The 23,092-nt window shown below is 45.1% G+C and carries 27 protein-coding genes; all 27 read right to left on the bottom strand.

The window, feature by feature from the left end; translation table 11 throughout:
• Positions 1-29 precede the first annotated feature (29 nt).
• The 27 genes from trpE to cmk all read right to left on the bottom strand — a co-directional run bounded on the left by trpE (position 30) and on the right by cmk (position 23,079).
• A complete protein-coding gene (gene trpE, locus ACQKMP_RS10985) occupies positions 30-1,595 on the bottom strand; it encodes an anthranilate synthase component I (protein WP_427469373.1) in 1,566 nt (521 codons plus the stop codon).
• A gap of 332 nt (positions 1,596-1,927) precedes the next feature.
• A complete protein-coding gene (aroH, locus tag ACQKMP_RS10980) occupies positions 1,928-2,302 on the bottom strand; it encodes a chorismate mutase (RefSeq protein WP_427469372.1) in 375 nt (124 codons plus the stop codon).
• Positions 2,296-3,399, bottom strand: a complete 1,104-nt coding sequence (gene aroB, locus ACQKMP_RS10975) for a 3-dehydroquinate synthase (RefSeq protein WP_427469371.1) — start codon at positions 3,397-3,399, stop codon at positions 2,296-2,298. The genes aroH and aroB overlap by 7 nt, the downstream gene beginning before the upstream one ends.
• A 2-nt stretch (positions 3,400-3,401) precedes the next feature.
• A complete protein-coding gene (gene aroC / locus ACQKMP_RS10970) occupies positions 3,402-4,571 on the bottom strand; it encodes a chorismate synthase (RefSeq protein WP_042190184.1) in 1,170 nt (389 codons plus the stop codon).
• A gap of 213 nt (positions 4,572-4,784) precedes the next feature.
• Positions 4,785-4,946, bottom strand: a complete 162-nt coding sequence (locus ACQKMP_RS10965; protein WP_170880309.1) for a hypothetical protein — start codon at positions 4,944-4,946, stop codon at positions 4,785-4,787.
• Between the two features lie 107 nt (positions 4,947-5,053).
• On the bottom strand, positions 5,054-5,857 hold the full coding sequence (locus tag ACQKMP_RS10960) for a CheR family methyltransferase (RefSeq protein WP_076284563.1): 804 nt from the start codon (positions 5,855-5,857) through the stop codon (positions 5,054-5,056).
• A gap of 27 nt (positions 5,858-5,884) precedes the next feature.
• The gene (gene ndk, locus ACQKMP_RS10955; RefSeq protein ID WP_094870061.1) at positions 5,885-6,328 is read right to left on the bottom strand and encodes a nucleoside-diphosphate kinase; all 444 of its coding nucleotides are present in this window, start codon (positions 6,326-6,328) and stop codon (positions 5,885-5,887) included.
• 99 nt (positions 6,329-6,427) lie between these two features.
• Positions 6,428-7,396, bottom strand: coding sequence for a polyprenyl synthetase family protein (locus tag ACQKMP_RS10950; RefSeq protein WP_042190190.1), 969 nt, complete (start codon positions 7,394-7,396; stop codon positions 6,428-6,430).
• Positions 7,393-8,253, bottom strand: a complete 861-nt coding sequence (locus ACQKMP_RS10945; RefSeq protein WP_427469370.1) for a menaquinone biosynthetic enzyme MqnA/MqnD family protein — start codon at positions 8,251-8,253, stop codon at positions 7,393-7,395. Before ACQKMP_RS10945 ends, ACQKMP_RS10950 begins: the two co-directional genes overlap by 4 nt.
• Positions 8,254-8,257: 4 nt before the next feature.
• Positions 8,258-8,860: a UbiX family flavin prenyltransferase gene (locus ACQKMP_RS10940; protein ID WP_042190195.1), complete on the bottom strand. Its 603-nt coding sequence runs from the start codon at positions 8,858-8,860 to the stop codon at positions 8,258-8,260.
• Positions 8,857-9,732: a UbiA-like polyprenyltransferase gene (locus ACQKMP_RS10935; protein WP_042190197.1), complete on the bottom strand. Its 876-nt coding sequence runs from the start codon at positions 9,730-9,732 to the stop codon at positions 8,857-8,859. Before ACQKMP_RS10935 ends, ACQKMP_RS10940 begins: the two co-directional genes overlap by 4 nt.
• Positions 9,725-10,477, bottom strand: a complete 753-nt coding sequence (locus ACQKMP_RS10930; protein ID WP_341145949.1) for a demethylmenaquinone methyltransferase — start codon at positions 10,475-10,477, stop codon at positions 9,725-9,727. Before ACQKMP_RS10930 ends, ACQKMP_RS10935 begins: the two co-directional genes overlap by 8 nt.
• Positions 10,478-10,480: 3 nt before the next feature.
• Positions 10,481-11,434 carry a heptaprenyl diphosphate synthase component 1 gene (locus tag ACQKMP_RS10925; RefSeq protein ID WP_427469369.1) on the bottom strand — a complete coding sequence of 318 codons (954 nt, stop codon included), beginning with the start codon at positions 11,432-11,434 and terminating at the stop codon, positions 10,481-10,483.
• A 30-nt stretch (positions 11,435-11,464) separates the two neighbouring features.
• A complete protein-coding gene (locus ACQKMP_RS10920) occupies positions 11,465-12,007 on the bottom strand; it encodes a hypothetical protein (RefSeq protein WP_076284560.1) in 543 nt (180 codons plus the stop codon).
• A gap of 94 nt (positions 12,008-12,101) precedes the next feature.
• Entirely contained in the window at positions 12,102-12,350 is a 249-nt protein-coding gene (gene mtrB, locus ACQKMP_RS10915; protein ID WP_042190204.1) for a trp RNA-binding attenuation protein MtrB, read from the bottom strand.
• Positions 12,351-12,467: 117 nt separating this feature from the next.
• Complete coding sequence (locus ACQKMP_RS10910) at positions 12,468-12,740, bottom strand: HU family DNA-binding protein (RefSeq protein WP_036676223.1); 273 nt, start codon at positions 12,738-12,740, stop codon at positions 12,468-12,470.
• Positions 12,741-13,116: 376 nt separating this feature from the next.
• Positions 13,117-14,595 (bottom strand): stage IV sporulation protein A, encoded by a 1,479-nt coding sequence (spoIVA, locus tag ACQKMP_RS10905; protein ID WP_042129583.1) that lies wholly within the window; start codon positions 14,593-14,595, stop codon positions 13,117-13,119.
• Positions 14,596-15,231: 636 nt separating this feature from the next.
• Positions 15,232-15,978, bottom strand: coding sequence for a DUF3939 domain-containing protein (locus ACQKMP_RS10900; protein ID WP_256716305.1), 747 nt, complete (start codon positions 15,976-15,978; stop codon positions 15,232-15,234).
• Between the two features lie 30 nt (positions 15,979-16,008).
• Complete coding sequence (locus ACQKMP_RS10895; RefSeq protein WP_149646812.1) at positions 16,009-16,377, bottom strand: 2Fe-2S iron-sulfur cluster-binding protein; 369 nt, start codon at positions 16,375-16,377, stop codon at positions 16,009-16,011.
• Positions 16,378-16,411: 34 nt separating this feature from the next.
• Entirely contained in the window at positions 16,412-16,591 is a 180-nt protein-coding gene (locus tag ACQKMP_RS10890) for a DUF2768 family protein (protein ID WP_042129589.1), read from the bottom strand.
• Between the two features lie 195 nt (positions 16,592-16,786).
• A complete protein-coding gene (locus ACQKMP_RS10885; protein WP_076284557.1) occupies positions 16,787-17,062 on the bottom strand; it encodes a stage VI sporulation protein F in 276 nt (91 codons plus the stop codon).
• A gap of 66 nt (positions 17,063-17,128) precedes the next feature.
• Positions 17,129-18,169, bottom strand: coding sequence for an NAD(P)H-dependent glycerol-3-phosphate dehydrogenase (locus tag ACQKMP_RS10880; RefSeq protein ID WP_076299572.1), 1,041 nt, complete (start codon positions 18,167-18,169; stop codon positions 17,129-17,131).
• The gene (plsY, locus tag ACQKMP_RS10875) at positions 18,162-18,779 is read right to left on the bottom strand and encodes a glycerol-3-phosphate 1-O-acyltransferase PlsY (protein WP_042129592.1); all 618 of its coding nucleotides are present in this window, start codon (positions 18,777-18,779) and stop codon (positions 18,162-18,164) included. The genes ACQKMP_RS10880 and plsY overlap by 8 nt, the downstream gene beginning before the upstream one ends.
• Before the next feature lie 12 nt (positions 18,780-18,791).
• A complete protein-coding gene (gene der / locus ACQKMP_RS10870; RefSeq protein WP_042190218.1) occupies positions 18,792-20,117 on the bottom strand; it encodes a ribosome biogenesis GTPase Der in 1,326 nt (441 codons plus the stop codon).
• Between the two features lie 169 nt (positions 20,118-20,286).
• Entirely contained in the window at positions 20,287-21,609 is a 1,323-nt protein-coding gene (rpsA, locus tag ACQKMP_RS10865) for a 30S ribosomal protein S1 (protein WP_256716304.1), read from the bottom strand.
• Between the two features lie 175 nt (positions 21,610-21,784).
• Positions 21,785-22,372 (bottom strand): lysophospholipid acyltransferase family protein, encoded by a 588-nt coding sequence (locus tag ACQKMP_RS10860; protein ID WP_042190219.1) that lies wholly within the window; start codon positions 22,370-22,372, stop codon positions 21,785-21,787.
• On the bottom strand, positions 22,369-23,079 hold the full coding sequence (gene cmk, locus ACQKMP_RS10855; protein ID WP_231573321.1) for a (d)CMP kinase: 711 nt from the start codon (positions 23,077-23,079) through the stop codon (positions 22,369-22,371). The genes ACQKMP_RS10860 and cmk overlap by 4 nt, the downstream gene beginning before the upstream one ends.
• Between the last annotated feature and the right edge of the window lie 13 nt (positions 23,080-23,092).

Below are 23,092 nucleotides of genomic sequence, written 5' to 3'. Positions count from 1 at the left end.
CTCCCAGCCTTAATGAGTTACTATATAAATCAAACCACTTGTTCAGGGGTATATTCGTACATATAATCTTGGTTGATAACTTGTTTTTCTTTCACTTCGGATGGAAACATAGCTTCTGCCATACGAATAGCTTTCAGCATCCCCTTCGCCTTATTCACCGTTTCTTCATACTCTTTCTCGGGAACCGAATCCCAAACGATACCTGCTCCGGCCTGTACGTACGCACGACCTTTTCGGAAGATGATGGTACGAATGGTGATACAAGAATCCATGTTTCCTGAGAACCCTAAATATCCAATTGCTCCGGCATAAGCACCTCGAGCTTCTTTTTCCAGCTCTGCTATAATCTCCATAGCTCGCAGCTTCGGTGCCCCAGAAACCGTTCCGGCAGGCAGACAGGAGAGAAAGGCATCAAAGAAATCTTTATCCTCACTGAGCGTGCCTGACACATTCGATACCATGTGCATGACATGGGAGTATCTTTCAATCTCCATAAAGGAATCACATTTTACTGAACCAAATTTGGATACTCTCCCTAGATCATTACGACCCAGATCAACAAGCATCAGATGTTCCGCACGTTCTTTTTCATCCTCCAAGAGCTCCGCAGCAAACGCCCGGTCTGATGCTTCACTGTCACCCCTTGGTCTAGTTCCAGCAATCGGCCGTGTCTCCACACGATTTCCATCTACCTTTACGAGTGCTTCAGGTGAAGTGCCAACAATAATCTCCTCGTCCATTTTCAAATAGTACATATAAGGAGAGGGGTTAAGAGTTCTGAGCATCCGATATACATGCAATGGAGAAACTTCCGTTTCAATATGCAACCGCTGTGACAATACCACTTGAAAAATATCGCCTGAGCGAATATATTCCTTCGCCTGTTCTACATTGTTGATGTACTGCTCTTTAGTGAGATTAGAATGAATCTCTCCAAGCTCGATATCCTGCGGAATGCTGCGACGATTCACATTTTCCTTAGGGCCTTCTTTTTGTAGATCTTCGGCCATAGCCTCCAGCTTACGACTCAGGCCTTCATAATTGGATCTGATATCCGAATCTGTATCTCCGTCTTTTACATGCAGGTTACCAACAAGCAGAATCTGTTGCTTCACATGGTCAAAAACAATGATCCGATCGCAAAACATAAATCTTATATCATCCATTTGGAGATCATCCACAGGATGCTGAGGTAACTTCTCATAATATTGCAGCAGATCATATCCGAAAAATCCGATAGCCCCTCCAGTAAATGGAGGCATTTCGTCAAGCTTAGGACTACGGTATGAACGAAGTAACGCTTTAAGCTCCTCAATCGGCTTTCCGTATAGTTGCTTCTTCTCTCCGCCGACTTCAACGTTAATTGCACCCTTTTTACCGGATATCATCAAAAAGGGATCGCTACCGATGAACGAATACCGTGCCCATTGTTTTCCACCCTCTACACTTTCAAGTAAGAACGCGCGATCACGTTCAGCGAAACGTTGGAATAATCGGATAGGTGTTTCCATATCCGCGAGCAGTCGCTTTACAACAGGAATCAGATTATAATCCCGCGACAGCTTTACCACCTCTTGAACACTTGGATTCGTCATTGTTAGATGCCCCCTTAGATATATGAATGGTTCCGAAATACAAAAAAACCCTCTACCGAAGTAGAGGGTTTGTGTAAGTAAGTATATGTTTTTGAGCATTGATTAGCATAATTATGTAGTGTTTACAGACTTATCCCTAAATAAGATATATCACTGATAAATGACTTCAGTGCATATCAAAATAAAGACTCTGCTTACACGATAAATGCTAATCTAAAAAACTTCTCGCACTCTGCTCAACTATACTCATCTCAACTAAACTAAACTCTTCTATACTCGGCTAACTACACTATACATGATGACGAGGGTCATTGACAACCCACAACTATAATTTAAGACTTGCTCTCTGATAAATCCGGACGTAGCTTCTGAGCCTCATTCAGATAAACGTGGCGAATCTCACGCTGCGATTTATCCGTATTAATCTGTACCATCAACCGGATACACATCGGCAAGCTTCCTTTAACCGGGATTTCCGTTGAACACATAAGTGGAACCATTTCCCAGCCTTCAATCTCACGAATAGCTCTTGCAGGAAAAGTAGCATCCAGATCATTGGTCATCGTAATCCATACATTGCTTATATTCTCAGCTATAACATCATTACGTTCTACGATCTCCCGCAGCAATATAACGGTCTCACGTAAAATCTCTGCCTCTTCGTTCCTAGTCACGGTTGTTGCTCCGCGAATTCCTCGGTTTACCACGGTCTTCCCTCCTTCTTAAGCTCTGCGAGAACCTCTCGCACAAGCGACTCCTGCACATCGTTCACAATGCTTACAGAGCCTATGGAATCAGGCACGATAAAGGTCATCTTGCCTTCCTTGAATTTCTTATCATGCATCATAGCGTCCATCAGTTCATCTTCATCATACTCGGAAGGAAGCCGTACAGGCAGTGACAGCGCGGTCAGCATAGATACAGTGTCCTCATAAATGGAAGTACCCCGCCCAAGCTTCGCAGCCAATAGCGCTGAACCCGCCATCCCAATCGCAATCGCTTCTCCGTGCAGAAACACCCCATACCCACCAACTGCTTCAATGGCATGTCCAATCGTATGTCCAAGGTTCAATATCGCTCGAAGTCCATGCTCACGCTCATCATTCGCCACTACCTCTGCCTTAATTGCACAGCCACGCTCTAAAGCATAACCTAAGGCTTCGACATTCAGCTCTAGCAGCTCTTCGGCATGATCACGACACCAATATGCGAACTCTTTGTCCACGAGGAGACCGTGCTTTACCACTTCAGCCAGACCTGATGACACTTGCCGTGCTGGAAGAGTACTTAGTGTATCCAAATCGTAGAGTACCATTGACGGTTGATAAAAAGCACCTATCATATTTTTGGCTAATGGATGATTGACCGCCACTTTACCACCCACACTACTATCATGAGCTAGGATCGTCGTCGGAATTTGCAGAAAGCCGATTCCACGCATATAGGTTGCTGCTACAAATCCTGCTAAATCGCCAACCACGCCGCCGCCTAAAGCTAGAACTGCTGAATTGCGGTCTAATCCTGCTTGAATCGCGGTTGTCATGACTTCTTCATACACGGCTAATGATTTAGAGGCTTCACCTGCCGTCATTATGTGACTAACCACAGTATAGCCGTGAGAACGCAAAGCTTCTTCAAGAGCCGGCAAGTACCTTGGCGCTACTTCAGTATCACTCACTACTAACAGTGGACTACGCTCCGAAAATCCGGCCTCAGCACAATAATGGGCGATGTCCTTTAGTAAACCACTACCGATAAGAATAGGATACGAGCGGTCGCCCAAATCTACATTAATAGTACGCATAATTAGTAGCTCTCCAGCTGTGATAGGTAATTTTCATAGTTCGCTTTAATTTCTTCCAGTGAGTCGCCACCGAATTTATCAAGGAATGCTTTTGCGATTTCCCAAGCCACTACGTTTTCCAGAACAACACACGCCGCTGGAACTGCACAAGCATCGGAGCGTTCAACTTGCGCTGTAAATGGTTCTTTCGTGTCAATATCCACACTTTGAAGCGGTTTATAAAGGGTAGGGATCGGCTTCATGACACCGCGAACTACAACCGGCATGCCGTTAGTCATACCACCTTCAAAACCACCTAAGCGATTACTTGCACGGTAGTATCCTTTAGAAGCTTCATACATAATTTCATCATGGACTTGCGATCCACGCAATTTGCCAGCTTCAAACCCAATGCCGATTTCAACGCCTTTGAATGCATTAATCGACATTACCGCCCCAGCGATTGCTCCGTCAAGCTTCCGATCAGACTGTACATAACTGCCAAGTCCAATAGGAAGTCCTTCGACGATACATTCAACGATTCCACCGATGGAGTCGCCCTCTTCCTTAATCTGATCTATGTAAGCCTCCATCTTCTGTTCCGTTTCTTTGTCGACAACTCTGACAGAGGACTGTTCTGTCCGCTCAATCAGCTCATCGATAGGCAGATCGTTAGCAGGTGCTTCAATTTCACCGATACGAATAACTTGCCCTGCTACCTTCACGCCAAAAGCTGCAAGCAGCTGTCTGGCTACAGCGCCACATGCTACTCTGGCTGCTGTTTCGCGAGCACTGGAGCGCTCCAGTACGTTACGAAGATCCGTATGGTTGTACTTCAATCCGCCATTCAGGTCTGCATGGCCAGGACGCGGCCGATTTACGCGGCGTTTTTCTTCGTCACTGCCAGGAATAGGCTCGATATTCATGATGTTCTTCCAGTGGGTCCAGTCTTTATTCTCTACTACCAAGGCTACTGGAGCACCTGTAGTATAGCCATGACGCACTCCACCTACAATTTGTGCCGTATCTTTCTCAATCTGCATGCGACGTCCACGTCCATAACCCTTTTGTCGACGCTGCAATTGAAAATTAAGCTCTTCAAAATCCAATGTCAAATTACTTGGCAATCCCTCAATAATGGCCGTAAGCTGGGGGCCGTGCGTTTCCCCCGCTGTTAAATAGCGCAAACTCATGCTGCGTTCCCCCTTTTATACTTTTAAACTGTAAACCGCTAAAATCCTAATGATCTTTGCTCATTATAGTATAGGCAATCCTCTTTGACAAGAAAGGGATCTCCCTAAAACGACTCTATTCGCGACAAAATGAATTGGTTTTTGTGTAAAGAAAAAGCGCCATTCATACTCTAAAGAGTATGAATGGCGCTCCTCGGCTCGGTCCGGCACTTGTTAGCTTCCGATCCGCTGACTTGTTGAAGGAAATGTAGACTTACGCTCTTCCAGTTGCAGAAGGCGCTTCAATTGCATTTCTTCTACACCGAGAATTTGCCCGCACTCACGAACGGTAATAAAGCCTCGTTTGTACGCGGCAATGACCTTGCTTTTATCCATCGGTTTAACGATCCTTTCGCTTAGCTTACAGATTCTACTACCCAGTATCACTGAACGATAGCGAAAGTATACCTATAAAAGTACACAGACGAAGGAGCAAGAAGTATTTATTTTTTACGATAGAAAAAGGTTTCCGTCGATTCAAAGCCATATTGCGCTGGCGTAAAGATCTGCTCTGTACTACCTACAAACAAATACCCGCCTGGACGTAAACTAGCCGAGAACTTATGGTAGAGCTTATTCTTCGCCTCTTCAGTAAAATAGATCATTACATTGCGACAAATGATAAGATCAAAACCCTCATCGAACTTGTCCAGCAGTAGGTTCTGTTTACGGAAATCTATGTTTTTCTTAAGCGTGTCGCTAACTTTGAATAAATGACCCTCGGGTTTAAAATAACGCGCAGCAACATCCTTAGGCACATCCTTTAAAGAACGTTCCAGATACAAACCTTGCTTTGCTTTGGAAAGCGCACCGTCGTCAATATCCGTAGCCAGAATACCAGTCTGTCCCAATAAATTCTTATCCGATAAAATCATAGCCAGCGTATAGGGTTCTTCTCCAGTGGAACATGCAGCGCTCCACAGTTTCAATCTGCGACCAGATTGTTGTATGTCAGGAAGAATGATATCTCGCAGTACTTCCCACCGATTCGGATTCCGCCAAAACTCGGAGACATTAATCGTCATTCGGTCCAAAAATTCATAAAATAATTCCTTGTCCTTCATCATTGCTGCAAAAAAATCACTAAAGGTTTGATATCCATTCTTCACACGAAGAGTCGTTAAACGCCGCTTCATCTGCGCTTCTTTATACTGAGCCAGATCAATTCCGGTGCTTTGCTTAACATGATGAATAAACCCGATGTAATCTGAATCTGCTGTTAATGCTGCAACATTACGATCAGACATGTTAATCCCCCGCCTCCCGCTTGGCTCCTACATCCAGACTGCGATCTCTTTGTTATAAAGATTCAATTCATCTGGAGTAAAGAAATTAGCAATTTCTCGTTCTGCACTTTCAGGCGAGTCTGATCCATGAATTAAATTAAGCGGTGTATGGCTGGCAAAGTCGCCTCGAATCGTACCCGGCAAGGCTTCTCCTACCTTCGTCTTACCAATGAGCGTACGGGATAATGCTACAACATCATCACCTTCCCATACCATTGCAAACACTGGACCTGAAGTTATAAAAGAAACCAACTCTGCAAAAAAGTCCTTGCCAGCATGCTCCGCATAATGTCTCTTTGCTTGGTCTTCACTAACTGTAATCAGCTTTGCAGCGACCAGCTTAAAGCCCTTATCTTCAAAGCGTGAGACAATACGCCCAATTAATCCACGTTGTACTCCATCCGGTTTGACCATCAGATACGTCTTTTCCATAGAGGCACTCTCCAATTTCCCATTAGTTGGGTTGTTTTGACGCTATCTTAACAGAAACCAAGCTTTCTGGAAACGTTTAATTTCATGATCACCAAAATACTAATAAGCTCTACCTGTTACAAAAAAGGCAATATCGCGCAGATTACGCTTAGTCTTGTTGTTAGGCAACTGATCTAGTGCAGCAAGTGCCTTCGCGATATATCGCGAAGCCAGCTCCTCGGAACGGGTGATTCCGTCTCCAGAAAGAATAAGATCAATAGCACGCCCTACTGTGCTGTGCCCTTCACGAATAGACTTCAACTCTTCAAGAAGCGGAGCTCGCAATCTTTCATCCTCCAGGCTATAAATGACAGGAAGGGTGATGTTCCCTTGCCGCATATCACTACCTGGAGGTTTACCGATTTGCTTTTCGGTGCCTGAGAGGTCAAGTAAATCATCACGAATCTGGAAAGCCATCCCTACATTGTATCCATAATTATAAAGTAGACGAGCCACCTCTGGTTCAGCATCAGCAGCAAGTGCACCTAATTGGCAACTGACTGCAATCAACAGCGCTGTTTTGCGGCGAATCCGCCGCAGGTAATGACGCACACTTTGCTCACTGTTGAAGAAGTCACGAATCTGTTCCATCTCACCGATCGACATTTCAATCATAGCCTTGGACAAAATCTGATGAATTCGCGGATTCTTCAGCTCCGTCGTCATCACCAGTGCTTTCGCATATATGTAGTCACCGGTGTACATGGCAATTTTATCGCCCCATTTGGCCTTAACAGTAAGTTCACCTCGGCGCAGTTCTGCATCGTCAATGACATCATCGTGAACTAGTGAAGCGCTATGAATTAGTTCTAGCGGTATCGCCACACGCTTCAGCTTCTCAAGATCATACTTTCCAAATTTCCCACCCATCAAAACAAATACGGGACGCAATCTTTTACCGCCAGCTTTTAATAAATGCAGAGAAGTCTCGGTTAGTAGGTCGTCATCACCCTGTACGCTACGGTACAAATCTTTTTCAATCTGATCCATGTCTCTGTTCAGTAATCCGAATATTTGCAGTCGTTTCATTCCTTCACCCGTGTCAACAGTTTATGACTCCAAATCTCCATCTTCACTGCCTGCGGCAGCAGACCCATCTCATAGGCATAGCGGAAATAGAGGTTCAGACCTTTCTGCTGCCTTTCTCCAAAATCATAGCTTAAATTGCGAAAGTACCCTTCCCAATAAGACTTAGTTCCTCCAATTGTCGAACAGGCTGCAAGTACTATAGGATCTAAATCACTTAGTCCCCGCAGTTTACTCTCAGCAAAAGCTTCTGCAATCTCCGCAATGGCTTCCGGTTTGTCATTCGCAGCTTTTCGATTCACTGCCCAGACCGCAAAGGTCATCCCTAAGCCCGTCCATTCTTTCCAAAGCTCCGCCAGATCCGTAACGATATACCCTTGATCCTGCCAAGAGGCTTTAATCGCATGATCACCAATGAGTAAGCATGCATCTGCTTGATGCATCATAGCATCCAAATCAGGATTAGCGCTAATATATTCTGGTTTATTGCCAAAAGCCTTTTCCATTAAAATTTTCAGCAAATTTACCGATGTTGCAGAAGTGTTCGTAACAGCAATCGTACCTGCACCTATCTGTGCAAGAGGCACTCGAGAAAAAAGAAAAATAGACCTCACAGGACCGTCCGCACTTACCGATAAATCAGGTAACAGCAATAACTTATCACTGGCTTCAGCATACGCAAAAGAGGATAATGCACCCACATGAATCGTTCCACGACTCATCCCCTGATTAAGAATGGCAGGTACCTCACTCACCATCTCTGCCGGATATTTCAGTGCAGAGGGATGAAAATTGTGAAATACCGGCCATGAGTTAGTATAGCTGATTTTACCTATGATGGTGTGGCTGTTATTCTCCATCCTTTCAATCCCCCCATCTGCGAAATAATTGATGTTCAATATTAAAGCTGTCAAGCACTTTACCCACCATGAAATTAATCAGATCATCCATACTTTGTGGCCCAAAGTAAAACGCCGGCATTGCCGGAATGATCCGAACCCCCAGACGGGACAGCTTCAACATATTCTCAAGATGAATAGCATGCAGAGGTGTCTCACGAGGAACAAGGACCAGTGGACGTCCTTCCTTAAGCATTACATCAGCAGCACGAGTCATCAGATTGTCGGAGGTTCCATTAGCAACCGCAGACAATGTTCCCATGGAACAAGGCATAATAATCATCCCTTCCACACGAAACGAACCACTTGCAATAGATGCACCGATATCAGCGACAGGATGATAAAGTAGAGAACCGGGATAGCCTTTGAACTTTTCGTTCAAAAAGCCTTCCCGGTCTGATGCGATATAACCTAGTTCTTCTTTAAAAACGCGCCAGCCCGCATTACTTACTACCAAATGAACGGAGTAGCCTAGCGATAGTAACGTTTCGATCAGACGAATACCATAAATAGCACCGCTTGCCCCTGTAATTCCAACCACGAAGTTTTTCGGTTTAGTAAGCGTCATTTTTTGAAATGCACCACCAAGTCAATCAGAGTGAAAGAGAACACCACGATGCTTAGCACGCCGTTCATAGTGAAAAAAGCGGTCTGTAAACGACTGAGATCACTCGGAGATACAATATAATGCTCATAAAAGAGAATAATATATGCGAGGATCATACCAGCCACATACCACCAGCTTAAATCCGTCAAAAACAGCAGCGATACGAATCCAATCGCCGTAAGAATGTGAAACACACGTGCAATAACGAGTGCACCTTGGACCCCAAATCGCACTGGAATGGATTTTAAGCCTTCTTTAAGATCAAATTCAACATCCTGACAAGAGTATATAACATCAAAACCAGCCGTCCAAAACACAATTGTGAAGTAAAATACCATTGAAGTCCAATTCACACTACCGGTCACAGCTACCCAGCCGCCCAGCGGTGCAAGCGCAATGGTGAGGCCGAGGATAAGATGGCATGCCCATGTAAAGCGCTTAGTGAATGAATAAATAACAAGAAGGAATACAGCGATAGGTAACAGCTTAGCTGACAAAGGATTCAATTTAAAGGCTGCCCAAAAGAGCAAGAAAAACGAAATGCCTATAAAAATGACAACTTCACCGATCTTAAGTAACCCTGCAGGAATCGCTCTTCCCGCTGTGCGTGGATTCTTGGCATCACTGATTCGGTCTATCAATCGATTCAATCCCATAGCTGCACTTCGTGCTCCAAACATAGCGATTACAATCCAGCCAATTTGACTCCAGGATGGGAGGCTATCATTCATGACAACGGATCCCAGTAAAGCACCCATAAAGGCAAAGGGTAAAGCAAATACCGTATGTTCAAACTTAATCATTTGTAAAAAGATACCGATTTTCTTAAACATTCCTGTTCTCCTTGAGCCCAATATGTAATGCCGCGATGCCTCCGGTCAAGGGGAAGGATTCCACTTTTTGAAGTCCGGTTTCACGGAAAATAGTGGCCAGTTGCTCCCGGTCTGGGAACATTGCCAATGATTCTGGCAGCCATTTGTATTGCTCGTACCTTTTCGCGAATAACTTACCCAGCAATGGAAGCACACGCTGGAAATAAAAGAAATATACACCTTTAAACGGTTGTTTCATCGGCTTGGATAGCTCCAAACATACAACCATTCCACCAGGTTTTACTACCCGCTTCATTTCGTTAAGCACTTGAACAGGATCTGGCACATTGCGTAGACCGAATCCAATCGTTGCATATTCAAATGCATTGTCTTCAAAAGGTAGCTCCATAGCATTGCCCTGCACCAGCGAAATACGGTCCTGAAGCTTGCGCTCTTCCACTTTGCGGCGACCTACCTCAAGCATACCTGCACTGAAATCCAGTCCGATTACATTGCCAGTCTGCGAGGCTTCCGCCAAAGCGATGCTCCAATCACAGGTTCCGCAACATAGGTCAACGGCCGAATCCCCGCGCTTCATCCCCATCTTCTTCATCGTGAATTTACGCCATGCCTTGTGGCGGCGAAAGCTTAGGATGTCATTCATCAAATCGTATTTTCCAGCAATACTCTCAAATACGGAATGTACAAACTGCTCTTTTGGTTTGCTGTTATCACCCACAGCAGTTGTCGTTTTTTCCATAGTCATCCCTTAACCCTCCACGGCTGCTTGTCCTGTGACCTTCATCTGCAGGAGAAAACGATCCAGCGCCATCTCTAGCTCTCTAAGTAAACTCTCGTCTTTAACGCTTTGCAATAGCCCCTGAATAGACTGAAGCGATTGATGAAGCTTGTCCGTCAGTTGCGAATCACATTTATATTTCATTTTTAGCATCTTCCATTCCTTCTGATCAAGGTTTAGGTCTTGAAGTTGCTTACGTTCTTCCTCTGTTGCAGTCTCCATCATCTTCCAGTAGCAATAGCCATTCCCTGCATTCGCAGGATCATCACTACGAAGAAGCTCAATAGCAACGGTCTCGCACTGACTGAATTCTGCCAGCAGTTTTTCCCACAGCTCCACTAAGGAGTTCTCAATCATAGGCGTAAAAGAAAGGAACAGCCGCATATTCAGCTGTACCATGTGCCGCAAGTATTGTTCAGCCGAAAGGCGTATGCCTCTCATCTTCACGTAGAGATTCGCTTTCAAGACATTGAAATCTGCAATCGCCTTACTCAAGATTCCAATCATCTCGATCTGATCACTCTTTGCAAGCAAATGGTAAAACCAGCTGCTGAAGTAATCGCCAGCTAGTACCTTCAATTGACGGGAACGCATAGGGTCTCCCCCCCGTCTATCATTCGAACGGTCAATGACCTCATGCGTGTCCAGACCTAGTTGAACAAGCGCTGTCACAAGCGTGTACAACTCTCCGGCACTTCCTTTTGCAGAAGAAGCATGATTTAGAAAAATATATAACAAATGACCCCGGCCATCAGAAAACGGCGGCAAATCCGTATGCTTCTGAATCATGTCGTAGTCGGTGTAGGGTTTAGCCAGTTGCGGTATGCAGTACGGTTTCATTTCAGCCTCCGAAGCCATTGACATAATAATAATTCGTTTGTTCACAATCTTGTCTATTATATCACATGTTTTTTTGTCACGCACTGTGGTACGCCTGAGTTTCTTTTAATCCATTCAAGGATAAATGAACTGTTTCTTCCAGAGCTCGGTTTCACTAATGCGGAAGCCCGTTTTGAGACGATCCGATATAGGAAGATTACCCGCAGACTGAAGTTCATCTTGCAGCGTATAAGACCATTCAGAACGTCTGATATCACCAGCCAACAGCAGTCGGCGGCTACCTAGCCATTTATCTTCTACCACAATGCGAAGTAGAAGTTGATCCACATTCGAGGTTTCCTGAATAGCAAAGGAAATGGCCTGAGCCATATTTTGATAGAGTTCCTCAGGTTCATGATCGTTCCCGCTCACTTTCAGATCCAGTGACAGAACATGATCTTCCCAGCCAACGCTATCTATGGATAAGGTCAACGGAAGAGCGCCCAGAACATCAACAAGATTGTCATTGCCCAGCACTGTGTTATGGCTGCCAGTAAAAGTCTCCACTGTCCCATTTCTCTGCTGTACGGATGAGTCTAAGTCTGCCAGTTTCGGCAAAATAACAGCAGAGGTCGCAGTCAAGAGTAATACGGCACCAATCAACCAGGCTTTGTTCATGGACACGCCCCCTTATCCATAGTACCCACTTTTTTTGTGGATATGATCATTCACCCTTACTATATTTTGAAAAAAAGCAGGCTATGCCTGCTTTTCAGCTTTCACTTTCCAATTGTCCGTGTTTCGTTAAAATTTCAGCTTTTCCGCGGATTTTCATTGCTGAGGTATGATCGGTAAATTGGGCAATCAACACCTCACCCTTGTCTAGCTTCTCTGTATGATGAAAGCGTGTATCCGTACCTCTAGTTAGCCCAATGACTTGAACGCCATTTTCTTTGGCCTTAACCACAATATAGTCACTACCTGTCGGAAGCGGATTTTCGCTCGTATTTTTATCCGTCATCACTGATCCTCCTCTAAACCTAATGTACAGCCCATGCTATTCCAAAAAACAAATGCCGCCTTGGAGGGCGGCATAGTTGTTACTTAAAAAGACTATGGGATTGATATGTAGAAATCTTTATTTGATTCCGTCTTTCAGCGCTTTACCAGGTTTGAATGCCGGTACCTTGCTTGCAGGAATTTCGATTTCTTCACCAGTTTGTGGGTTACGGCCTTTACGTGCGGAACGTTCGCGCACTTCAAAGTTTCCGAATCCAACCAGTTGTACTTTATCACCGCTTTGCAGCGCTTCTGTAATTGCTTCGAAAACCGCATCTACAGCTTTAGTAGCATCCTTCTTGGGAAGTTCAGTTGCTTCTGTAACTACATTGATCAAATCAGATTTATTCATGTTTTCTCACCTCCCTGAGTAAATTTCCGGTATCATACACTGTTTCCGTTTAAACGTAAAATATACGTGATAATCCCGTTTATTACTGAACACTGGCGCCCATAGACCTTGAAGCGCAACAAACTTATAGTAATACAGCCCATCCATAAATTCAAGCAGTTAGACAAAAAAGGAGTAGAAATTATCATCTATGCTTGCATAAACATCTAATTCCCATCTAATTTTATAGACCTATAAGACCAGGTTAATTCTTCTTTTCAGAAAAAAAATTGAGTCAGATTCACCGTTATTATAGGAACTAGGAATCAAGTTTCGTTATTTTTACGCATAAAAAGAGTGGGATCTCTCCCACTCTTCCAATCTGCTTAAATTTAAGTTAGAGAATAATTGCAATAAGTCCGCCTGAGCCTTCATTGATGATCCGACCAAGCGTTTCTTGCAATTTGTAGCGCGCATTATCCGGCATCATCGCGATCTTGCCTTGAATACCTTCCCTCACAATGGAATGCAAGGAGCGCCCAAAAATATCGGATTCCCAAATCTTAATCGGGTCGTTCTCGAAATCCTGCATCAAATAACGGACCAACTCTTCACTTTGTTTCTCTGTACCAATGATTGGTGAGAACTCAGATTCAACATCAACACGAATCATATGAATAGATGGTGCGGTGGCCTTTAAGCGAACCCCAAAGCGAGAGCCTTGACGAATCAGCTCTGGTTCATCTAGCGCCATTTCAGCTAGTGAAGGAGCAGCAATACCGTAACCGGTAGTCTTGACCATTTCTAAAGCTTCAGAGAAACGGTCGTACTCTCTTTTCGCGTGTGAGAATTCCTGCATCAGCTGGAGCAAGTGATCTTTACCGCGGATTTCAACCCCTACTACCTCCATCAGAACCTGATCATACAGCTCTTCTGGGGCATACAGATCGATCTCTGCTACACCTTGACCCATGTTCATACCACTTAGGCCTGCTTTATCGATAAAATCATACTCTGTGAACTGAGATACGAGCCGGTCAACATCCCGCAAGCGGCGAATGTCTTTTACCGTATCGCGAACGGAGTTCTCATAGCTACTACGCAGCCAGTGATTCTCTCCAAGCACCATGACCCAGCTTGGCAAGTTCACATTTACTTCATGAACAGGGAATTCGTACAATACTTCACGCAGTACACCTGTTACATCCTCTTCGGTCATGTTTGCTGCGCTGAGTGTCATGACAGGGATATCGTATTTGATGGCTAGCTCGCTACGGAGCTGCTGTGCTTCCTCACTGCGTGGGCGAGTGGAGTTAATGACAAGCACAAATGGCTTACCCACTTCCTTCAGCTCTGCAATGACGCGCTCTTCAGAGTCCACGTACGAGTTCCGCGGAATTTCTGCAATCGTTCCATCTGTTGTTACTACAACACCAAGCGTTGAATGCTCCTGGATGACCTTACGGGTCCCGATTTCTGCCGCTTCCTGAAAAGGAATTGGCTCCTCAAACCAAGGTGTAGAGATCATTCGTGGTCCATTCTCATCCTCGTAGCCTTTAGCGCCTTCTACAGCGTAACCCACACAGTCTACCAGTCGAACGTTAACCTCAAGCCCTTCCGCAACCTTGATTTGGACTGCGTTGTTAGGCACGAACTTAGGTTCAGTGGTCATAATTGTTTTGCCTGCTGCGCTTTGCGGAAGCTCATCCACAGCTCTTACCCGATCTGCCTCATTCGTGATGTTAGGCAGGACAATTGTTTCCATGAAGCGCTTGATAAATGTCGATTTCCCCGTGCGAACCGCGCCGACGACGCCAAGATAAATGTCTCCGCCGGTACGCTCGGCAATGTCCTTGAAAATATCCACTTTTTCCAAAAGAGATCCCCTCCTCATATTACTCCGAAGAAAAAATGCCTGAAGAGCATCGACTTCGCGTTCCGCCGGTAATCTGACCCTTGCAGGACATCAACCGGACTTATCGTATGCCCGCCCGAAGCCTAGCTGCTTTCGACCGGGACGTACTGGCCCCGCGCTAAACTCCGAATGCTCGGACATGCATTTGGACTAGTATCATCATATGTATCCGGAACGAATTTATGACCCATAATCGCGCATTTTGCAATGTAATTTCTAAAAATTAGTTGTGCGCGCCGCAAGGCGTCTGACGCCCGGAAGCTTACTCATCCATCATATGAGATAGGATTTATTGATAGAACTATTTTAGTGGATATGCATGAAGGAAATTTTAGCGTATGTCATCTACATCCTTTTGCCTCTAATTTTATACGGTTACGATTATTTCATGATTTATTTCTAGCTTGAGCTGAATCTCCTTTCTTACCATCATTTCTAGCAATCCAGTCTTACGCGCTATGAAACTGAACCTTAATTCCATCTACGATTTATGTAAGACAATTAAGCTTCAGTTAAGGCAATATCTGAACAACACAAAAACGCCTAATCCTTCGGATATAACCGAAGCTTAGACGCTCTTAAGCTTTAACTTTCACTTCAACTAGGAGACTGCGGGACAGGCTGATTGTTAATCCATAGATACGGCAAAGACTTTACGGGCACGTAATAGGAAGCTTCCTCCAGATCTAGTCGCAAATCTTTTTTCTCGTCATGTTCCCCACCATTCTTTTCGATGGCAGCAATAATATCAAAGACATAATCTACATAGACCGTTCCAGCCTTATCCATGATGAAATCAAGAACCTGCCCAGAATAGACGCTAGTTAATGATATGGAGCTTGTTCCTGCCTTCTTATGATCAATGGTGTAAAGTCCAGGATATAGCTCATCTAGTACGGGCAAAGAGCCGTCATGAGCTGATTTATAACGATTAATCTGACGCTGCACATCATTCACCTTTTGAACGGTAACAAGGTCCATCACCTTAACAACTGGATCGCTTTCCTCATTCAAAATAAGAAAATAAGCGCTTCCGCCCTGTTCAAAAGCCGTAGCCGGAATATCATCCAAATATCCCTTATTGTTCAGCTTGCCTAGGTCTATCCGGAACTTCTCATATCTTGGAGTAGCTTCATCCGCATTAAGGATCGGAAGCACACCTTCCTCTTGTTGAAAATCATCAACGGCTGCTTGTATCCGCTTAACACTTTCTCGATAATTAACGCTAGCACGCTTTTCTTCTCCAGGATACAGACATCCGGAAAGAGTAAGAGCGATTGACATCACTACCAGAAAAAGTCTTGCTCCTGCCTTTAGCTTCTTCTTTCTTCGTATAAACTCCAACCGAGTCCCTCCCACGGTGACAATCTAACACTACCACAGCTCATCTTCTTCCCCACGCCGCGCAGCTTCAAGCTTACGGCGTACAGCAGCCTTAAGTGGATCTTCTGGCACCTGAACGGTCACATCGCTCCATACGGCAGCCTGACAAGCCAGACGCACTCCTTCTTCTAACGTAGTTCCAAGCTTACGTCGTTCAATATCCCCTGGCGGTCTCAGCGCTGTGGCCTCTTCAGTCGCAATTTTAACCTTGCACATCAGACAGCCTGCTTTGCCTCCACAGCGAGTGGTAATGCTCACTCCGGCTTTACGAGCTGCCTCCAGTAACGAGATACCACGATTCACCACAGCTTTACGACCTTCAGGTTGAAACATAACGGTGACGCCATTTTGCGATTTCATGATGTTACTTCCTTCCTCAACATTATGTAACTGCTTACATAATCGAAACAACTCCGCCCAATAGGCCAACTAACATGATGACAAACGCAAGGATAGATAGCAATGCTTTAAGCAGTCCCTTTGTTTTGCTCCGAGCAAAAGTTATTAGAAATACAGACAGTCCCATAATCAGCATTGCAATCAGGGACAACCACATTTTTGTCATCGGATCCAAGGTCAAAGCCCCCATTCGCCTGTAATATATTAGGGATTATTATATCATGACCTTATCCTATTCTGTAAAAAAACATCATTTTTTATATATTATTATTAAGATATTTTAGCTGTGAGAGTTTACCAATAAATAAAAAAAGAGCAAAAGATAACAGAATCTCATGGATTCTGAATCTTTTGCTCACCCAACCTAAAGCTATTTTTTAAGCATCATTTTCATTAAAGACTCCATTGTGCCGGAACCTGCGCCGCCTTTTTTGACGGCATTAACAATTTCCTGCACAGTAGCTTCACTGACCGGCACTTTCGCCATCGATGACACCTGCTTAATTAACTGGCGGAGCTGGGCTTCATTCTGCGTAGTTCCTGGTTTGACCGTACTGGCTAGCTTTTTGACGGCACTTTCCGTAATGTTCTTGCCCGCCTTTTTGTTAATGGCGTTCAATGCATCCTTGGAAAAATCTCTGCTCACTTTTCATCCCTCCTCCGTCAATCCCCAATACAACATATGAGAATTTGCGGAAAAAGGTGAACAGGATCAGGAATGCCACTGCTCCCAAGTTTCCTGAGATATTGCCTCAAGCTCAGGTTTACGATCACGGCCCATCAGAGCCTCAACAGCACTACGCGGACTTCTACCTTTAAAAAGGACATGATAAATTTGATCTGTAATGGGCATTTGGACCCCTAGCTTGATGGAAATGGCATAAGCTGCCTCCGTGGTACGAATACCTTCGACAACCATTCCCATCGACTCCAGTACCTCATCCAGTGGTTTCCCTTGCCCGAGCATAAAGCCAGCACGCCAGTTACGGCTGTGCTGGCTCGTAGCAGTCACTACAAGATCGCCAACACCTGCAAGCCCTGCAAAGGTCAAAGGATTCGCTCCAAGCTCGACGCCCACCCGAGAAATCTCGGCCAGTCCACGTGTCAGAAGCGCCGCCTTAGCATTATCCCCAAATCCTAGACCATCGGATAGACCTGCACCGAGTGCAATAATATTCTTTAGTGCGCCGGCAAGCTCTACTCCTACCTGATCACGGTTCGTATATACACGAAAATCATTGTTTATGAACAATTCCTGTGCTTCAGCAGTACGCTTATCATCAGGTGAAGCCACAACAACTGTAGTAGGACACAGGCGCACTACTTCCTCTGCATGACTCGGTCCGGAAAGAACGACAATCTGCCCTTCGTCACAGCCGAGTTCTTCAGCAATAACGATCGACATCCGTTTCTTGCTTTCAGTCTCAAAGCCCTTCGTAGCATGAACGCATAGCATTTCATCCTTCCAGAACGGCTTCAGACTGCGAGCAACCTGTCGCATACCTGAAGATGGGGCTACAATAACAACCGCTTTAGAACCGGAAACTGCGGTCTCCAGATCGGTGGTTGCAATGATGTTTGCAGGCAGAGAAATCCCCGGTAAATACTTATTATTGAAATGAGAACCATTGATCTCGGCAGCTTGATCAGAGTTACGTGTCCACAGATAAACTTCCGAGTGATTCGCAGCCAGCACACTTGCCAGCGCAGTTCCCCAGCTCCCCGCTACTAGTACGGTTACTTTATCAGACAACACGATTCCCTCCTTTTACTTTTGAGCCTATCTTGTTCTCACGGCCCTCTACAATCTTAACAATGTTCGTCCGGTGCCGCCAGAAGGCAAAAACCGCAATGATAATACTGGTCCAGAGCACAGGCTGTGTAAATCCTGTCAACAATAGAAAGACCGGTGTCAGCGCGACAAAAATCAACGAGCCAAGTGACACGTAACGAGTGATAAAGATAGATCCTATGGCGATAACACCAGCGAGCAGTGCAGGCCATAAACACAGTGTGGCCATAACACCGATCGTAGTAGCGATGCCCTTTCCCCCACGGAAACGAAAGTAAAGCGGCCAGTTATGTCCGACAATGGCAGCGATTCCGCAAAGAGCAGCAACCCAGGTTCCCCAGCCGCCTACCCAAGTTCCTAACCAAACTGCGGCAACACCCTTCAGTACATCCAGCACTAGCACAGATATCGCAGGACCTTTTCCCAGTACACGAAGTGTATTGGTAGCCCCCGCATTGCCGCTCCCATATTGACGGATATCAATTCCCTTTAGTAGCTTGGCGAACAGCACACTAAAGCTGACAGAACCAAGCAAATAGCTTACAACGATAACCAGAAGTTCAAGCGCCACACTTCTTCTCCCCTAACCTTCGTTTTCGGATTTGCGCCGTGTAAAGAGACGGATTGGCGTTCCCTCGAAATTAAACGCCGCGCGGATTTTATTCTCCAAGTAACGTTCATAGGAGAAGTGCATCAGCGATGGGTCATTTACGAACACCACGATCGTCGGTGGCTTCACCGCAACCTGCGTTACGTAGTTAATACGTAAGCGACGGCCTTTGTCAGTTGGAGGAGGGTTAATCGCAATGGCGTCCGATACAACATCGTTCACCAGATGCGTAGTAATGCGTAGTGCATGCTGTTGAGATACATGCTGCACCACTGGTAGCAGTTTTTGCAGGCGCTGTTTAGTTAAAGCCGACAAGAAGACAACCGGTGCGTAACTCATAAACAAGAAGTGGTCACGAATCTTAGATTCGAAGTTCTGCATAGTCTTGTCGTCTTTCTCAATGGCATCCCATTTGTTCACAACAAAAATAGATGCTTTACCAGCTTCATGTGCATAACCAGCGATATGCTTGTCCTGGTCGATAATGCCCTCTTCACCGTTAATTACAACGAGAACCACATCAGCCCGTTCAATCGCACGCATCGCACGCATAACACTGTATTTCTCAATGTTCTCATATACCTTGCCTTTTTTGCGCATACCTGCAGTATCGATAAGCACATAACGTTGTCCATCACGTTCAAAAGGCGTATCAATAGCATCGCGAGTAGTACCAGCAATATCACTAACGATAACGCGTTCTTCACCCAGAATTGCGTTAACCAAAGAGGATTTACCTACATTCGGACGGCCAATCAAAGCTACACGAATGACATCGTCATCATATTCATCATCTATTTTCTCTGGCAGACGTTCTACGACAGCGTCCAATAAGTCACCGAGTCCTGTACCATGACTACCGGAAATTCCGATTGGATCTCCAAAACCTAGGCTATAGAACTCATAAATATCATCTGCACGCTTCATATTATCCACTTTATTGATGGCGAGAACGATCGGTTTACCTGAACGGAACAGAATCTGAGCTACCTCTTCATCTGAATTCGTCACACCACTCTTCGCCTCACACATAAATACAATAACATCCGCTTCTTCAATCGCCAGCTCCGCTTGAACGCGGATTGATTTCAGAATCGTGTCATCTCCATCAATTTCAATACCTCCGGTATCAATCACACTGAACGACTTACCGTTCCAATCTGAAATACCATAAATCCGGTCACGTGTAATCCCCGGTTTATCTTCTACAATGGCCAATCTATCGCCAATCAGCCGATTAAAAATCGTCGATTTCCCGACGTTAGGCCTCCCAACGATTGCCACAACGGGTCTTGCCATATTCATTCCTCCTGTCATCCTTACGATACTCATCATAGCAAAAAACATTAAAATTGGCTAACACTCATGTTAGTTCCAATAAATCTTTCTGTCACTGGAAAAAGAGAATCGGCGAACCCCCGTATCGAGGGCTCGCCGATTACTTTACCCGTATATTCAAAAAGCAGGATTAGTTATTACCTTTGAATTTGTCCAACTTGTCTCCAAAACGTTCAGCAAGCGTGAAGCTAAGGCCTTCGTTGCTTAGAGAAACGTTAGGGTTATTCAATACTTCTTTAGGAGCTCTGTCTCTGCTGTTGCTGCGTTCAGGTCTAGCAGTAGGTGCTGGAGCTTCTTCAGTTTCTTTGATGCTCAGGCTAACACGTTTCTCGGATGGATTGAAGTCCAGTACTTTCACTTGTACTTCTTGTCCTTCTTTCAATACTTCGTGTGGAGTAGCAATGTGTTTGTGGGAGATTTGTGAAATGTGCACAAGACCTTCCACACCTGGAAGCAATTCAACGAATGCTCCGAAGTTCACAAGACGTTTTACAACGCCTGTTACAACATCACCGATGTTGATTTCGCCAGCAGCAGAGTCCCAAGGACCTGGAGCAGCAGCTTTAATGCTCAGGCTGATTTTTCCTTTTTCAGGATCAACCTTAAGTACTTTAACACGTACTTTATCACCTTCAGAAACTACATCAGAAGGCTTCTCTACGTGATTCCAAGCGATTTCGGATACGTGTACAAGACCGTCAACTCCGCCAACATCAACAAATGCGCCGAATTGGGTCAGACGTTGTACAGTACCTTCAATGATTTGACCTTCAGACAGTTCAGCCATAATTTTAAGCTTATTAGCTTCGAACTCTTCTTCAAGAACTTCTTTAGCGGACAGGATTACTTTGCTGTTCTCACGGTCAAGTTCTTTCACTTTAACGCGAAGGGTACGGCCTTTGTAATCGCTGAAATCTTCAACGAAGTGACGCTCAACCATGGAAGCTGGGATAAATCCACGTGCTCCAACATCAGCTACTAGACCGCCTTTAACAACGTCAGCCACAGTAACTTCGAAAGCTTCTTGGGAAGCAAAGTACTTCTCAAGATCTTCCCATGATTTTTCGCTATCAACAGCACGTTTGGAAAGAACAAGGCTTTCCTTGTTGTCGTTGATGCTAACAACTTTACATTCTACTTCCTGTCCAACTTCTACTGCTGCAGCAGCGTTGTCCAGTTGTACTGCGGACAATTCGCGAATCGGAATCACACCGTCGTATTTATATCCAATGCTTACATAAGCTTGGTTATCTTCAATTTTGACGATTGTTCCTTTCACGGTATCGCCTTTTTTTAGAGAAATGATTTCCAAGTCAGCTTGGTTAGTCACTTCTTCTTCGTTAACGGCAGCAACTTCTTCTACAGCTCCGTTATTTTCTGTCACAGCGGATTCCACCGCTTCTACGGTTTCATTGCTCTCCGTAGTTTCCTGATTTTTAATTTCTTCAGACATGTGATTAGCCTCCTCGATTCAAAACCCCATTTATTTAAACCTGCGTATAGCAGAGTTCAAAACAAGCATTGCTTGGTATTACAAATTACACTTGAAGATAGTATGTTCCAAAAAATAGCGACTATGCCGTTATTTAATCATAGCACAGGACGAAATTTGTGATTCCGCTTATCCCTTAACCAACAGTTGGTATACCCGACTTCTTCATCTCATTGATGCGTTCCATAATGACATCGGTAACAGCCTCGAGAGATTCACTTCCTGCACCGGCAAATTGACTGAGATCTATAGGAGCCCCATAGACTACAACCATCCGTCGAAAGGGTTTGTACTCACCGACAATAGCGGCTGGAACAACTGCAGCACCGCTTCGAAGTGCGAAGCTTGCAGCACCTTTCTTGGCAACTCCGGCATCAGAGTTACGCGTACCCTCCGGGAAGATACCCATGACATTACCACCGCGAAGTGTGTTAAGGGCCGTTTTAATGGATTCTTTGCTTACACCACCACGTTTGACCGGAAAAGCACCCAATTTGTTAATGAGCCAGCCAAGCACAGGAACCTCAAAAAGTTCTGCCTTAGCCATATACTTTACTTGACGGTCTAACTTAATCCCGATAGTCATCGGATCCAGCAAACTAATATGGTTGGCACAGAGCAGCACCCCGCCCTCCTTTGGCACATTCTCTTCCCCCACAATCTTAAGCGGGAAAACAATTGCGTAAATCAAGCGAAGCAATCCTCGGCAAAATACATAAATCATAAATGATTTCTCTCCCCGTCAACATGAGATCTACAATGGGATACAATGGCCTCCACGACTTGATCGATATCCATAAAGGTCGTGTCGAGAAGAATCGCATCTTCCGCACGTCGCAGCGGTGAAATCTCCCGTCCTTCATCCAGACGATCCCGCTGTGCAATATCATGTTCAAGCTGCTGAAGCGTCACCGATTCCGCGTCTCTCAATTCCTTATAACGACGGAGAGCTCTTTCTTCCACACTTGCCGTCATAAAAATCTTTACTTCGGCATCGGGCAGCACGGTCGTACCGATATCGCGGCCATCCATTACAACGCCTTTGCGAAGCGCCATCTGACGCTGCAAATGACTCAGTCTGGACCTTACACCTTCGATCTTCGAATACTGCGACACAAGGCCGCTAACCTGAAGACTCCGAATATGCGGCGTTACGTCTTCCCCATTAATCAGCACCTTCTGGATGTCTTTTTCCGGAATAAGCTCAATAACCATATCGTGAACTTTTTGGTTCACTTGATTCTGATCTTCCGGTTCTATGCCTTCTCGGATCATATACCAGGTGATTGCCCGGTACATTGCGCCTGTATCGACATAAATATAAGACAACTTCTGGGCTACCAATCGGGCTACAGTACTCTTGCCTGCCCCGGCAGGTCCGTCGATGGCGACGTTAATTCTGTCGTAAGTATGTGTACCCTGCCTATCCAACGGGGCATTCCTC

The organism is Paenibacillus sp. NPDC101420, assembly GCF_050277435.1.
In the GTDB taxonomy this organism is placed as follows: Bacteria; Bacillota; Bacilli; order Paenibacillales; family Paenibacillaceae; genus Paenibacillus_AQ.
This window is presented reverse-complemented; position numbering and strand designations above follow the sequence as displayed.

What these genes read in the sequence shown, in the direction of transcription:
- trpE (WP_427469373.1), bottom strand. Translation starts at nt 1,595, where the DNA reads ATGACGAATCCAAGTGTTCAAGAGGTGGTAAAGCTGTCGCGGGATTAT.
- aroB (WP_427469371.1), bottom strand. Translation starts at nt 3,399, where the DNA reads ATGCGTACTATTAATGTAGATTTGGGCGACCGCTCGTATCCTATTCTT.
- aroC (WP_042190184.1), bottom strand. Translation starts at nt 4,571, where the DNA reads ATGAGTTTGCGCTATTTAACAGCGGGGGAAACGCACGGCCCCCAGCTT.
- ACQKMP_RS10965 (WP_170880309.1), bottom strand. Translation starts at nt 4,946, where the DNA reads ATGGATAAAAGCAAGGTCATTGCCGCGTACAAACGAGGCTTTATTACC.
- ACQKMP_RS10960 (WP_076284563.1), bottom strand. Translation starts at nt 5,857, where the DNA reads ATGTCTGATCGTAATGTTGCAGCATTAACAGCAGATTCAGATTACATC.
- ndk (WP_094870061.1), bottom strand. Translation starts at nt 6,328, where the DNA reads ATGGAAAAGACGTATCTGATGGTCAAACCGGATGGAGTACAACGTGGA.
- ACQKMP_RS10950 (WP_042190190.1), bottom strand. Translation starts at nt 7,396, where the DNA reads ATGAAACGACTGCAAATATTCGGATTACTGAACAGAGACATGGATCAG.
- ACQKMP_RS10945 (WP_427469370.1), bottom strand. Translation starts at nt 8,253, where the DNA reads ATGGAGAATAACAGCCACACCATCATAGGTAAAATCAGCTATACTAAC.
- ACQKMP_RS10940 (WP_042190195.1), bottom strand. Translation starts at nt 8,860, where the DNA reads ATGACGCTTACTAAACCGAAAAACTTCGTGGTTGGAATTACAGGGGCA.
- ACQKMP_RS10935 (WP_042190197.1), bottom strand. Translation starts at nt 9,732, where the DNA reads ATGTTTAAGAAAATCGGTATCTTTTTACAAATGATTAAGTTTGAACAT.
- ACQKMP_RS10930 (WP_341145949.1), bottom strand. Translation starts at nt 10,477, where the DNA reads ATGACTATGGAAAAAACGACAACTGCTGTGGGTGATAACAGCAAACCA.
- ACQKMP_RS10920 (WP_076284560.1), bottom strand. Translation starts at nt 12,007, where the DNA reads ATGAACAAAGCCTGGTTGATTGGTGCCGTATTACTCTTGACTGCGACC.
- mtrB (WP_042190204.1), bottom strand. Translation starts at nt 12,350, where the DNA reads ATGACGGATAAAAATACGAGCGAAAATCCGCTTCCGACAGGTAGTGAC.
- ACQKMP_RS10910 (WP_036676223.1), bottom strand. Translation starts at nt 12,740, where the DNA reads ATGAATAAATCTGATTTGATCAATGTAGTTACAGAAGCAACTGAACTT.
- ACQKMP_RS10895 (WP_149646812.1), bottom strand. Translation starts at nt 16,377, where the DNA reads ATGAAATCGCAAAATGGCGTCACCGTTATGTTTCAACCTGAAGGTCGT.
- der (WP_042190218.1), bottom strand. Translation starts at nt 20,117, where the DNA reads ATGGCAAGACCCGTTGTGGCAATCGTTGGGAGGCCTAACGTCGGGAAA.
- rpsA (WP_256716304.1), bottom strand. Translation starts at nt 21,609, where the DNA reads ATGTCTGAAGAAATTAAAAATCAGGAAACTACGGAGAGCAATGAAACC.
- ACQKMP_RS10860 (WP_042190219.1), bottom strand. Translation starts at nt 22,372, where the DNA reads ATGATTTATGTATTTTGCCGAGGATTGCTTCGCTTGATTTACGCAATT.